Consider the following 12,207-nt stretch of genomic DNA (forward strand, 5'->3'; position numbering starts at 1 on the left):
CTACTTCGCGACGGGGTGGGTGGCCTCGAGCCACGCGGCGTAGGTGGGGCCGGCGAGGGTGGCGTGCGGGCTCGGAAGCAGGGTGCCGTCCTCGAATGCCGCGCGGTCCGGGTTGTCGGGGTCGCTGGCTTCGATGATGCGGGCCGGGCCGCCGACGCGGGCGGCGAAAAGCGTTGCGGCGCCGGCCATGGTTTCCGGCTGGGGGCCCGCGATCTCGGGGAAGGAGGCACCGGTGGCTGCTGGGGCCGGGTTGACGGCGAGGTCTACCAGAGCCTCGGCGACGGTGCGGGCGGCGACGAGTTGGGTGCGCATGGTGGCGATGTGGGCGACATCGCCCTGGGTGCCCCACTGAGTCATTACCTCGACCAGTTCGTGGAACTGGGCGGCGCGCAGAATCTGCACCGGCAGCGGGCCTTCGAGGACCCGCTGCTCGTGTGCCAGTTTGGCGGCGTTGTAGCCCGCGGTGGAATTGTCGATGCCGATGATGGAGACGACGACCAGGCGCTCGACCCCGGCCTGTCGGCCTGCCTCGTGCAGGTTGCGGGCGGCGGCGGTGAAGAACTCGGTCGCGATGTCCTTGTCGGCGGACGGGGTGCTGGCGGCGTCGATGACGACCTGCCGCGTTCACAGAGAGGACGACGCAACGGCAGCGAGTGTGACATCACCGCGAAAGCCCAGGTAGGGACAGTTCTCAGCGGAGCATGGTCAGCAGGCGCTCGTGCACAACGCCGCGGACGACGGAGCTGAGATCGGGTTTTTCGGCGAGTAATTCGAGCATCCGCAGGATCTGCAGCGATTCGACGCGCTGCGGGAGGTCGGGGTCGGCGGGGTCGAAACCCGCGCCCTCGAGGAAGTCCGGCCAGGCGGGGGTGCCGGAGTCGGCGAAGCTGACCGACCAGGCCCACCAGGCGGGGTCGAAGAGTGGGTCGGCGAGCCGGACGGACTCGAAATCGAGCAGACCGGTGATGATTTCGCCGTCGGTGAGGATGTTGACCGGCGCGAAGTCGCCGTGCGCGAGCACCGTCGGACGGTCGGCGAAGAGGGTTGGCAGCGACTTCAGGGTTCGGTCCAGGGTGGCGCGTTGCGCGGTGGCGAGGTCGAACTGGGCCGCCCAGGCGTTCGCGCTCTCCACCAGGCGGGTGGGGCTGGCCCAGAGGTCGTCGAGTTGCAGGCCAGCGGTGGGCAGGCGCCGGAACGCGGCGAGCAGGGTGCCCATCTCGCGCGCGATGGTCGGGAATCGCGGGCTGGTGATGCCGATTTCGGCGCTGGCGGGGATCGGGACGCCGGGCAGCGCGTCGAAGACGATCCAGGCCGGGTCGGCGTCGAGGTCGAAGCGGCGGATGCGCGGAATGGCGATGCCGCGTTTGGCGGCCGGTTCCAGCAGGGTGTGCATGATGCGCAGGCGACGCTCGGCGTCGTCGGGATTGCGGTAGCGCTGCAGGACCATCCGGTCGCCGTCGGCGAGGGTGAGCAGGTCGGTGCGGTTCTGGAAACCCCATTCGGCGGGCGCGCTACCGGCAATCGGCTGGCCGAGGGTCTGCTCGAGCCCGCCGTACTCCGCATGGTCCATACGGCAGACCCTAAGGCACGTACGGACCGTTGCGCGCCGATCGGCGCCGCTGCGCGGAACGGGGACCGATTCAGCGCGGCGCGCTCAGCGCGGCATGCAAGGTGGCCGCCCACTGCTGGACGATCTGCTTGCGGCGGGCCGAATCGTCGGTGAGCACGTCGGCCAGGCCGAGTCCGCGCGCCATATCGAGGGTGGCCTGCACGAGGTGGTGGGTGACCGGATCGGCGTCGTCGACGCCGAGCGCCGCCACCGCGCGCCGATGCGAGATCCGGCCGAACTTGGCTTCCAGCGGGACAATTCGCTCCCGCAGCGCCGGATCGGCCGCCGCGTGCGTCCACACCTGCAGCGCCGCCTTGAACAGCGGACTGGTGTAGGACTCGACCAGGCCCGCCACCACGGCCTCGGTGCGGCCGAGCCCGTCGGCCACGGCGGCGACCGTGCTCGCCTCGTCCTTGGCCTGCTGAGTTCGGCTGTCGAACATGTACTCCAACGCGGCGGTGATCAGCTCCTCCCTGGTCGGGAAGTGATGCTGCGCCGCGCCCCTGGACACCCCGGCCCGTTCGGCGACGACCGCGACCGTCGCTGCCGCCCAGCCGGTTTCGGCCAGGCAGTCGATGGTCGCCTCCAACAGGCGCTGCCGGGTGGCTCGGCTGCGGTCCTGCTTGGGTTCGTGGGGTGTGGCCATGGGGTTATTCTGCCCAGCTCGGCGGGCGACGCTGCAGGAAGGCCGCCATGCCCTCGTGCACCTCGGCGGTGCCGAAGAAGCCGGCCGAGCGCTTGGCGAGCTCGTCGGCCGAGAGGTCGAACTCGGCGAGCATGGCCGCGTTGACCAGTCGCTTGCTCTCGGCCAGCCCCTGCGGGGCGCCCTTGCGCAGCTCGGCGCGCAGCCGCGCCACCTCGGCCTGCGCGTCGGCGGCGCTGGTGGTGATCAGCCCGATCCGCTCGGCGACGTCGGCACCGAACTTCTCGCCGGTCAGGTAGTACCTGCTCGCCGCGCGCGAGGTGAGGCGGGGCAGCAGGGTGAGCGAGATCATAAACGGGGCCAACCCGATTCGCACCTCGGTGAGGGCGAAGCTGCTTGTCGGGCCCGCCACCGCGATATCGCAGGCCGCGACGATGCCCATGCCGCCCGCCCGCACGTTGCCCTCGATCTGCGCGATCACCGGCTTCGGGGTGGCGATGAGGCGGCGCAGCACGCCGATCATGGTGCGGGTGCGGTCGTCGGCGGCCACCGCGGGGTCGGCGTTGCTCGCCTCGGTGAGGTCGGCGCCCGCGCAGAAGGTGTTGCCGGTGTGCGCGAGCACGATTCCCCGCACGGTGTCGTCGGCGGCCGCATCGTCGAGCCCCTGCAGGAGTTCGGCAACGAGCCTGGACGACAACGCGTTCCGGTTGTGCGGTGAGTCGAGCGTGAGCGTCGCGAAACCGTCCGCGACCTCGTAACGGACGAACGGACCCGTCACCGTTTCGGTCATCGACAGCCTCTCAGTAGGACTTGGGCAGGCCCAGCGAGTACTGGGCAACGAAGTTGAGAATCATTTCGCGGCTGACCGGGGCGATGCGGCCGATGCGCGAGGCGGCCAGCATGGCGGCAAGGCCGTACTCCTTGGTGAGGCCCGCGCCACCGTGGGTCTGGATGGCCTGATCCAGTGCCTTGATACTCGCCTCCGCCGCAGCGTATTTCGCCATGTTGGCGGCCTCGGCGGCACCCATCTCGTCGCCGTTGTCGTAGAGCGTCGCGGCCTTGCGCATCATCAGCTTGGCCAGCTCCAGCTCGATCTTCACCTGGGCCAGCGGATGCGAAATGCCTTGGTGCGCACCGATCGGCGCCTTCCAGACCGTGCGCTCCTTGGCGTATTCCACCGCACGGTCGATGGCGTAGCGGCCGAGGCCGATGGCCATCGCGGCGCCCATCACGCGCTCCGGGTTGAGGCCGGCGAACAGCTGCATCAGGGCGGCGTCTTCCTTGCCGACCAGTGCGTTGGCGGGCAGGCGGACGTCGTCGAGGAACAGCGTGAACTGGTGGTCCGGCTCGATGATGTCCATTTCCTGGGGCGTCTTGTGGAAGCCCTCGGCATCGGTCGGCACGATGAACAGGGCGGGCTTGAGCTTGCCGGTCTTGTGATCCTCGGTCCGCGAGACGATGAGCACGGCCTCGGCCTGGTCGACGCCGGAGATGAAGATCTTGCGGCCGTTGAGGATCCAGTCGTCGCCGTCGCGGCGCGCGGTGGTGGTGATCTGGTGCGAGTTGGAGCCCGCGTCCGGCTCGGTGATGCCGAAGACCATCTTCGCGCTGCCGTCGCCGAGCTTGGGCAGCCACTGCTGCTTCTGCTCGTCGGTGCCGTACTTGGTGATGATGGTGCCGCAGATGGCCGGGGAGACGACCATGAGCAGCAGGCCTGCGCCCTGGGCGGACAGTTCCTCCATCACCAGCGCGAGCTCGTACAGGCCGGCACCGCCGCCGCCGTACTCCTCGGGCAGATTCACGCCGAGGAAGCCGAGTTTGCCTGCCTCGTCCCACAATTCGGTGAGCGGCTCGTTGGCGCGCGCCTTTGGCAGCACGTAATCGCGGTAGTTGTACTTCGCGGCGAGAGCGGCGACCGCGGACCGCAGCGCGATCTGCTCTTCGGTTTCGATAAAACTCATTTGCTCTCCTGGGTTTCCGTGCCTTCGGCAGGGTCGACGACGGCGAGGACGGCACCGACTTCGACCTGCTGGCCGACGGTGACATTGACGGCGCTGAGCACACCGGCGGCGGGCGCGGCGATGGTGTGCTCCATCTTCATCGCCTCCAACCACAGAATGGGTTGGCCCTGTTCGACATGACTACCGACCTCGGCGCCGAGCCGGATCACGCTGCCCGGCATGGGCGCGAGCAGCGAGCCGGTGGCGACTTGGTCGGCGGGATCGGTGAAGCGTGCGAGTTTGCGCACGCTGACCGGCCCGAGCGGCGAGTCTACGCAGACCAGGTCGGCGTACCGGGCGACGGCGAAATGCCTACGGACCGAGCCCCTTTCGCCGGGAACGGCGAGAACAACCCGATCCGGCGTCGCCTCGACGAGTTCGAGTCCGTCATGGCCGTCCACCGAGACGACACCGCGGGTGTAGCGGTAGCCGACGTCGTGGATGCCGCTGGTGCGGCTCTCGAACAGCTTGTGCGTCGACTGGGACGGCAGGTTCCGCCAGCCGCTTGGCAGCCCGCCGCCGACCCGGGCGGCACCACGATTGGCGGCCGCGTCGGCCAGGGCGGCGGCCACGATGGACAGCGCCTCGTCCGACTCGGACACCAAAGGCGCTGCCAGCGTGTCCAATCCGTGGGTGGCGAAGAAGGCGGTGTCGGTGTCGCCCGCCAGGAACGCGGGGTGCCGCAGCACCCGGACAAGCAGGTCGCGGTTGGTCACCAGGCCGTGAATCTTGGCCCGGTGCAGCGCGTTGGCGAGCAATCGCGCTGCCTCGCCACGGGTTTCGGCATAGGAGATGACCTTGGCCAGCATCGGGTCGTAGTGCACGCCGACGACCGAGCCGTCCACCACGCCGGTATCCAGCCGCACGCCGGGCCGGTCCAGCAGATCGAATTCCGTGACCACCGAGGGGATGTCGATGCGATGGACGGTGCCGCTCTGCGGCTGCCAGTCGTGTGCGGGGTCCTCGGCGTAGAGCCGGACCTCGATCGAATGTCCGTGCAGCGCAGGCGGTTCGGCGGGCAACGACGCGCCGGCGGCCACCTCGAGTTGCAGGCGAACCAGGTCAAGGCCGGTGGTGCATTCGGTGACCGGATGTTCCACCTGGAGACGGGTGTTCATCTCCAGGAAGAAGAAGTCGCCACGCTCGTCGGCGAGGAACTCGACGGTGCCCGCACCGGTGTAGCCGATCGCCCCCGAGGCCAGCCTGGCCGCCTCGAACAGCCGCGCGCGCATGCTCGGCACATCAGCCCTGCTCGGGGGGCCTCCGTGGCCACGCTCCGCTACCGCCTCCGGCCCCTGACCGTGCAGGGCGTCGATGCGCTCGACCAGCGGTGACGGCGCTTCCTCGATGACCTTCTGGTGCCTGCGCTGGATGGAACACTCACGCTCGCCGACCGCCCAGATGGCGCCGTGCGTGTCGGCCATCACCTGCACCTCGATGTGCCTGCCGGTCTCCAGGTACCGCTCGCAGAACACCGTCGGATCGCCGAACGCCGATTCGGCCTCGCGGCGCGCGGCCTCGATCTGCGGTTCGAGCTCGGCGAGGGCGCGCACTACCCGCATGCCCCGGCCACCACCACCGGCGGACGCCTTGATCAGCACCGGCAGGTGCGCCGCGGTGACCTCGGCCGGATCGAGCTCGGCGAGCACCGGGACACCGGCGGCATCCATCATCTTCTTCGAGGCGACCTTGGAGCCCATCTGCTCGATGGCCTCGACCGGCGGGCCGATCCACACCAGCCCGGCGGCGAGCACCGCCTTGGCGAAATCGGCGTTCTCGGAGAGGAATCCGTAGCCGGGGTGGATCGCGTCCGCACCGGCGGCCAGTGCGGCCTCGATGATCAGTTCGCCGCGCAGGTAGGTCTCCGCGGGCGTATTGCCCGGAAGCAGCACTGCCGCATCGGCTTCCGCGACGTGCGGTGCGGCGGCGTCCGCGTCGGAGTAGACCGCGACGGTGCCGATGCCCATCCGGCGGCAGGTGGCGAACACGCGGCGCGCGATCTCACCGCGGTTGGCAACTAAGACGGTAGTAACAGGCCCGCCCGCCGCCCGGCCGCCACCCCGCACCGAATCGCTACGCGATGCTGTCATTATGGGCCTCACATTCGGAAGACGCCGAAGCCATCGGCGCCCTTGATCGGGGCATTGTGAATGGCCGACAAGGACATTCCCAACACGGTGCGGGTATCGCGCGGATCGATGACGCCGTCGTCGAACAGGCGACCGGACATGAACATGGCCAGCGACTCGGCCTCGATCTGCGCCTCGATCATGGCGCGCATCCCGGCGTCGGCCTCCTCGTTGAAGGGCATGCCCTTCGCCTCGGCCGCCGCGCGACCGACGATCGAGATGACACCCGCCAGCTGCGCGCCGCCCATCACGGCGGATTTCGCACTGGGCCAGGCGTAGACGAAGCGCGGGTCGAAGGCGCGACCGCACATGCCGTAGTGCCCGGCACCGTAGGACGCGCCCATGAGTACCGAAATATGCGGCACCTTCGAGTTGGACACCGCGTTGATCATCATCGCGCCGTGCTTGATGATGCCGCGCTGCTCGTACTCCTTGCCGACCATGTAGCCGGTGGTGTTGTGCAGGAACAGCAACGGCGTGTTCGACTTGTTGGCCAGCTGGATGAACTGGGTCGCCTTCTGCGATTCCTCGGAGAACAGCACGCCGCGCGCATTGGCCAGGATGCCGATCGGATACCCGTGCAGCTCAGCCCATCCGGTGACCAGGCTGCCGCCGTAGAGCGGCTTGAACTCGTCGAAGTCGGAGCCGTCGACGATGCGCGCGATCACCTCGCGCGGGTCGAACGGGATCTTCAGGTCGTTGGGCACGATGCCGAGCAGGTCCTCGGGATCGTAGATCGGCTCGATCACTGCGGCGCGCGGCGCGGGGCCCTGCTTGCGCCAGTTGAGCCGCCGGACGATGGAGCGGCCGATACGGATCGCGTCCTGCTCGTCGAGCGCGTAGTAGTCGGCCAGGCCGGAGACGCGGGCGTGCATGTCGGCACCGCCGAGCGATTCGTCGTCGGACTCCTCGCCGGTGGCCATCTTGACCAGCGGCGGGCCGCCGAGGAACACCTTGGAGCGCTCCTTGATCATCACCACGTGGTCGGACATGCCCGGAATGTAGGCGCCGCCCGCGGTCGAGTTGCCGAAGACGAGCGCGATGGTCGGGATGCCTGCGGCCGAGGCCTGGGTGAGGTCGCGGAACATGCGGCCGCCGGGCACGAAGACTTCCTTCTGCGTCGGCAGATCCGCGCCGCCGGACTCGACCAGGGAGATCACCGGCAGCCGGTTCTCTCGGACGATGTCGTTGATACGCAAGGTCTTTCGCAGCGTCCACGGGTTCGAGGTGCCGCCGCGAACGGTCGGATCGGGCGCGACGATCATGCATTCGACGCCCTCCACCACCCCGATGCCCGCGATAGTGCTTGCGCCGACGTGGAATTCGCTGCCCCACCCGGCCAGCGGGCACAGCTCCAGGAACGGCGAGTCCTCGTCGATGAGCAACTCGACCCGCTCGCGCGCGGTCATCTTGCCGCGCTTGCGATGCCGGGCCAGCTTGTCCGGGCCGCCGCCATCGATCGCCTTGGCGAATTCGCCTTCGACCTCGGTGAGCTTGGCCGCCATGGCTGCCGCGGCCGCGGCGTACTCCGGTGCGGCGGTGTCCAGCGTGCTGCGAAGTGTGGTCACGACTGATACCCCAATCGTTTGGCGGCGAGGCCGGTGAGTATCTCGGTGGTGCCACCGCCGATGCCGAGGATGCGCATGTCGCGGTATTGGCGCTCGATCTCGGATTCGCGCATATAGCCGAGGCCGCCGAACAGCTGGACGGCCTGGTTGGCCACCCATTCGCCCGCCTCGACGGCGGTGTTCTTGGCGAAGCACACCTCGGCGATGAGGTCGGTCTCGCCGTTCGCGCTGCGCTGAGCCACATCTCGGGTGTAAACGCGGGCTACGTCGATGCGCCGCGCCATCTCGGTGACCGTGTTCTGCACGGCCTGCCTGCTGATCAGCGGGCGGCCGAAGGTTTCCCGGCTGCGGACCCAATCCAGGGTGAGGTCGAGGCAGCGCTGCGCGCTCGAATACGCCTGCACCGCAAGGCCGACGCGCTCGCTGACGAACGCGCCCGCGATCTGGAAGAAGCCGGAGTTCTCCGGGCCGACCAGATTCGCCGCGGGCACCCGCACATCTACGTAGGACAGTTCGGCGGTGTCGGAGGCGCGCCAGCCCATCTTGTCCAGCTTGCGGCTGACCGTGAAGCCTGGCGTGCCCTTCTCCACCACGAGCAGCGAGATCCCGCCGGAGCCGGGACCGCCCGTGCGCACCGCGGTGACCACGTAGTCGGCGCGGCAGGCGGAGGTGATGTAGGTCTTGGCGCCGTTGACGATGTAGTGGTCGCCGTCGCGGCGCGCGGTGGTGGCGAGATGGCCGACGTCGGAGCCGCCGCCGGGTTCGGTGATGGCGAGCGAGCCGATCTTCTCCCCCGCCAACGTCGGTCGCACCCAACGCTCGATCTGGTCGGCATTTCCGGAGGCGATCATGTGCGGCACCGCGATGCCGCAGGTGAACAGCGACGCGAACAGGCCGCCGGAGGCACCGGACTGGTGCAGTTCCTCGCAGACGATCATCGCGTCGATGCCGTCGCCGCCGGAACCGCCGACGGATTCCGGGAATTGGATGCCGAGCAGGCCGAGCGCGCCCGCCTTCTTGTGCAGCTCGCGCGGAATCTCGCCGTCGCGCTCCCACTCGTCCAGGTAGGGCAGGACGTCCCGCTCCGCGAAACCCCGGACAGTCGAACGCAATTCACGTCGCTCAGCAGAATTCCAGGGACTCACCGCGCGACCGCCGCCCTCGGCCGAATCGCTCCGCGATATCGAGTTCATAACAGCTCCAATGGGATGTCGAGATGACGGGACCGCAGCCATTCGCCGAGTCCCTTGGCCTGGGGGTCGAATCGAGCCTGATAGGCGACACCCTGACCGAGTAATCCTTCGATGATGAAGTTCACCGCCCGCAGGTTGGGCAGTACATGTCTGGTGACCGTAAGCGAAGCGGTCTCGGGCAGCAGCTCTTTGACGCGCTCGACGGTGAGGGTGTTGGCGAGCCAGCGCCATTGCTCGTCGGTACGCACCCAGACGCCGACATTGGCGTTGCCACCCTTGTCACCGCTGCGTGCCAAAGCCAGAGTGCCGAGCGGGGCGCGGCGAGTTTCACCGGCGGGCAACGGCTCCGGCAGCGCGGGCTCGGCGACCTCGGCCAGCGCCAACGTGTCCGAGGAAGGCGCGATATCGACGCGGGTACCGTCCGGCAGCACCGCGACGTGTGGCACCTCGGTCGCATCGACGAACCCCGGCGTGTACACGCCGTATGGAGAACCGTTGCCGGGCAACGTGGTAAAGCTGCACCCCGGGTAGCTGGCCAGCGCCAGTTCGACGGCCACGCTGGAGAACGCGCGGCCGACCTTGTTCGGATCCGGGTCGCGCACCACGCAGCGCAGCAGCGCGCTGGCCTGCTCCTCGGTGCTGGCGTCCGGCCGGTCGAGCCGCGCGAGTGTCCAGTCCAGCTCGGCGGGCCGCACGGCCAGCCAGGACTCCAGTTGCCGTTGTGCCAGTGCGGCTTTCGCCTCGATATCGAGACCGGTGAGGATGAACTCCATCTCGTTGCGGAAGCCGCCGATGGTGTTCAGCGACACCTTCAGCTGCGCGGGCGGCGCCTCGCCGACGACACCGCTGATCAGCACCCGGTCGGGACCGTCGGCGCTGAGCTCGATGGAGTCGAGTCGCGAGGTCACGTCGGGCCCGGCGTATCTCGTCCCCTGGATCTCGTACATGAGCTGCGCTTCGATGGTGTCCACCGTGACCGCGCCGCCGGTGCCCGGGTGCTTGGTGATGACACTGCTGCCGTCCCTGCGGATTTCGGCGATCGGGAAGCCCGGCCTGCCGAGGTCGGCCAGCTCGGTGAAGAACGCGTAGTTGCCGCCGGTGGCCTGGGTGCTGCATTCGATGACGTGCCCGGCGACCACCGCGCCCGCGAGCTCGTCGTAATCGGTACGGCCCCAACCGAAGTGGGCCGCCGCCGGGCCGACGATCACCGATGCGTCGGTGACCCGGCCGGTGACCACGATGTCCGCGCCCGCGTTCAGGCATTCGACGATGCCCCAGGCGCCGAGGTAGGCGTTCGCGGTGAGCGGCGCGCCGAGGCCGAGTTCGCCTGCGCGGGCGACCAAGTCGTCGCCTTCGACGTGCGCGATCTTCGCGTCGAGCCCGAGACCGGCGGCCACCTTGCGCAGCCGCTCCGCCAGCCCGGCGGGATTGAGACCGCCCGCGTTCGTGACGATCTGCACGTTGCGTTCCAGCGCGAGGCCGAGGCAGTCCTCGATCTGCTTCACGAAGGTCTTGGCGTAGCCGAGGCTCGGATCTTTCATCCGGTCGCGGCCGAGGATCAGCATGGTGAGCTCGGCGAGATAGTCGCCGGTGAGTACGTCGAGCTGCCCGCCTTCGAGCATCTCGCGCATGGCGCTCATTCGATCGCCGTAGAAACCGGAACAGTTGCCGATCCGGAGCACGTCCGGGTCGGCGGCCAGCACACTCATCAGCGGGAATGCCTCCTGTAACGGCGAACCGTCAGGGCACAGCCGCGTGCCGCACCCGTGAAGTCCGCGTTCCGAGGACCAGCATCACACCCCCGCCCGAAAAAAGCAATCATGCGTGCTTGTTAATTACGAGTGGGTCAGATCACTGCGCGCAGCACCGGTCAGGCGACGCAAAACAGACAGAGCAAAATAGCTTCAATGTCCACCGACGTCACTGTGATCATCCTGCTCGCGCTCGCCGGTTTCCTGCTCGGCGGCGTCTACTCGACGTGGAAAACCGCGCGCACCGTCGCGATCGTGCTGGCGGTCCTGGCCGCGCTCGCCATCGCGGGCGCCGTCGCCTGGTGGGTCGGCGCCTGACTCAGAGCTCGGACAGCTTGAAGATGCGCAGGTCCTCGGGGACCCCGCTCAGCGGCGCGGCGAAGAAGCTGCGGCGGTACGGCTTCACCGCGTGGCCCAGCTCGGCGAGGGTCTCGGGCCTGAGCGACTGCAGCGTCGCCTCGGACAGCATGGTGTTGCCGTTGCCGCCCGCCTCCATCACCCTGGCCGCGATCGTGACGTCGACGCCGAGCCAGTCGCCGCCGATCTCGCGCGGCGAGCCGGTGTGCAGGCCGATCCGCATCTGCGGGCGGTAGTCGCGCACCTTCACGTCGGCCAGGTTGCGCTTGGCATTGATGGCCGCGCGCACGGCCCGCTCGGCGGACGGGAACACGGCCATCACGCCGTCGCCCATCCGCTTGACCACCTGACCGCCGCGCTCGGCGATCGGCGGCTCGATGGCCTTCGCGACCCGGCGCAGCAGCTCCAGGGTCGCCTCGTCGCCCGCGGACAGCGACCAGCTGGAGAAGGCCACCAAATCGGTGAACATCACAGTTACTTCCGCGTTACCTTTGCCGCGGCCGACCCGTTCCAGCATCGCCTGCCACACCTGGAGCGCGCCGAAGCCGATTTCCCGAGCCGCGCTCGGAGTGTCGCCGACCAGCTTGTCCGCGGCCCGCGCGACGGCACGCGCACCGCCGGGACCGGTCACCGAGAGCGGGTCACCGAAGGAGGGATCACCTGGCAGCTGCTCACGCGCCTTGCGGAGCACGCCGATGAAGTCGGTCCGGTTGTTCGCCGCGTTCATCAACGCGGAAAGCTGGCCCTTGCGCAGGCCGGGCCCGGGACGGCGGATGGGACCGCCCTCGTCCGCGGGTACCAGCGGAATCACGACCTCGGGTTGGCGGCCGTTTTCGTCCTCCGGCTCCGACCCGGGCGCAGCACCGCCGGAAGGTGTTTCGCTCACGCCCAGAGGGTATCTCAGCCGACCTGTCGTCGGCGGATCACTGATCATCGCCACCTGCTACCTCCCGACGG

At 68.8% G+C, this 12,207-nt stretch carries 11 protein-coding genes; 1 reads left to right on the forward strand and 10 read right to left on the reverse strand.

Features of this window, described 5'->3' with window-relative positions; genetic code table 11:
• The 9 genes from ACIBCN_RS32050 to ACIBCN_RS32090 form a co-directional block, all read right to left on the reverse strand.
• Nucleotides 1-402 carry a hypothetical protein gene (locus tag ACIBCN_RS32050; RefSeq protein WP_396995431.1) on the reverse strand — a complete coding sequence of 134 codons (402 nt, stop codon included), beginning with the start codon at nucleotides 400-402 and terminating at the stop codon, nucleotides 1-3.
• A gap of 289 nt (nucleotides 403-691) precedes the next feature.
• Entirely contained in the window at nucleotides 692-1,570 is an 879-nt protein-coding gene (locus ACIBCN_RS32055) for a phosphotransferase family protein (protein WP_396995432.1), read from the reverse strand.
• Between the two features lie 70 nt (nucleotides 1,571-1,640).
• Nucleotides 1,641-2,255 (reverse strand): TetR/AcrR family transcriptional regulator, encoded by a 615-nt coding sequence (locus ACIBCN_RS32060; protein ID WP_396995433.1) that lies wholly within the window; start codon nucleotides 2,253-2,255, stop codon nucleotides 1,641-1,643.
• A 4-nt stretch (nucleotides 2,256-2,259) separates the two neighbouring features.
• The gene (locus ACIBCN_RS32065) at nucleotides 2,260-3,042 is read right to left on the reverse strand and encodes an enoyl-CoA hydratase family protein (protein WP_396995434.1); all 783 of its coding nucleotides are present in this window, start codon (nucleotides 3,040-3,042) and stop codon (nucleotides 2,260-2,262) included.
• A gap of 10 nt (nucleotides 3,043-3,052) precedes the next feature.
• Nucleotides 3,053-4,213, reverse strand: coding sequence for an acyl-CoA dehydrogenase family protein (locus ACIBCN_RS32070; protein ID WP_396995435.1), 1,161 nt, complete (start codon nucleotides 4,211-4,213; stop codon nucleotides 3,053-3,055).
• On the reverse strand, nucleotides 4,210-6,342 hold the full coding sequence (locus ACIBCN_RS32075) for an acetyl/propionyl/methylcrotonyl-CoA carboxylase subunit alpha (protein ID WP_396995436.1): 2,133 nt from the start codon (nucleotides 6,340-6,342) through the stop codon (nucleotides 4,210-4,212). The genes ACIBCN_RS32070 and ACIBCN_RS32075 overlap by 4 nt, the downstream gene beginning before the upstream one ends.
• 8 nt (nucleotides 6,343-6,350) lie before the next feature.
• Nucleotides 6,351-7,949, reverse strand: coding sequence for an acyl-CoA carboxylase subunit beta (locus ACIBCN_RS32080; protein WP_396995437.1), 1,599 nt, complete (start codon nucleotides 7,947-7,949; stop codon nucleotides 6,351-6,353).
• Nucleotides 7,946-9,142, reverse strand: a complete 1,197-nt coding sequence (locus tag ACIBCN_RS32085) for an acyl-CoA dehydrogenase family protein (protein WP_396995438.1) — start codon at nucleotides 9,140-9,142, stop codon at nucleotides 7,946-7,948. Before ACIBCN_RS32085 ends, ACIBCN_RS32080 begins: the two co-directional genes overlap by 4 nt.
• The gene (locus ACIBCN_RS32090; RefSeq protein ID WP_396995439.1) at nucleotides 9,139-10,851 is read right to left on the reverse strand and encodes an acyclic terpene utilization AtuA family protein; all 1,713 of its coding nucleotides are present in this window, start codon (nucleotides 10,849-10,851) and stop codon (nucleotides 9,139-9,141) included. Before ACIBCN_RS32090 ends, ACIBCN_RS32085 begins: the two co-directional genes overlap by 4 nt.
• A 198-nt stretch (nucleotides 10,852-11,049) precedes the next feature.
• Between ACIBCN_RS32090 and ACIBCN_RS32095 the strand changes: the two genes are divergently transcribed.
• Nucleotides 11,050-11,211: a hypothetical protein gene (locus ACIBCN_RS32095; RefSeq protein WP_396995440.1), complete on the forward strand. Its 162-nt coding sequence runs from the start codon at nucleotides 11,050-11,052 to the stop codon at nucleotides 11,209-11,211.
• Between the two features lies 1 nt (nucleotide 11,212).
• Here the strand turns inward: ACIBCN_RS32095 and ACIBCN_RS32100 are convergent, their stop codons facing one another.
• Nucleotides 11,213-11,977, reverse strand: coding sequence for an adenylate/guanylate cyclase domain-containing protein (locus ACIBCN_RS32100; protein WP_396995536.1), 765 nt, complete (start codon nucleotides 11,975-11,977; stop codon nucleotides 11,213-11,215).
• Nucleotides 11,978-12,207: the final 230 nt, after the last annotated feature.

The sequence above is a fragment of the Nocardia sp. NPDC051052 genome (assembly GCF_044456045.1).
Classification (GTDB): Bacteria; Actinomycetota; Actinomycetes; order Mycobacteriales; family Mycobacteriaceae; genus Nocardia.

Excerpts from the sequence above, each read along its gene's own strand:
- ACIBCN_RS32100 (WP_396995536.1), bottom strand. The coding sequence starts at position 11,977 with ATGAACGCGGCGAACAACCGGACCGACTTCATCGGCGTGCTCCGCAAG.
- ACIBCN_RS32095 (WP_396995440.1), top strand. The coding sequence starts at position 11,050 with ATGTCCACCGACGTCACTGTGATCATCCTGCTCGCGCTCGCCGGTTTC.
- ACIBCN_RS32085 (WP_396995438.1), bottom strand. The coding sequence starts at position 9,142 with ATGAACTCGATATCGCGGAGCGATTCGGCCGAGGGCGGCGGTCGCGCG.
- ACIBCN_RS32055 (WP_396995432.1), bottom strand. The coding sequence starts at position 1,570 with ATGGACCATGCGGAGTACGGCGGGCTCGAGCAGACCCTCGGCCAGCCG.
- ACIBCN_RS32070 (WP_396995435.1), bottom strand. The coding sequence starts at position 4,213 with ATGAGTTTTATCGAAACCGAAGAGCAGATCGCGCTGCGGTCCGCGGTC.
- ACIBCN_RS32075 (WP_396995436.1), bottom strand. The coding sequence starts at position 6,342 with ATGACAGCATCGCGTAGCGATTCGGTGCGGGGTGGCGGCCGGGCGGCG.
- ACIBCN_RS32060 (WP_396995433.1), bottom strand. The coding sequence starts at position 2,255 with ATGGCCACACCCCACGAACCCAAGCAGGACCGCAGCCGAGCCACCCGG.
- ACIBCN_RS32090 (WP_396995439.1), bottom strand. The coding sequence starts at position 10,851 with ATGAGTGTGCTGGCCGCCGACCCGGACGTGCTCCGGATCGGCAACTGT.
- ACIBCN_RS32065 (WP_396995434.1), bottom strand. The coding sequence starts at position 3,042 with ATGACCGAAACGGTGACGGGTCCGTTCGTCCGTTACGAGGTCGCGGAC.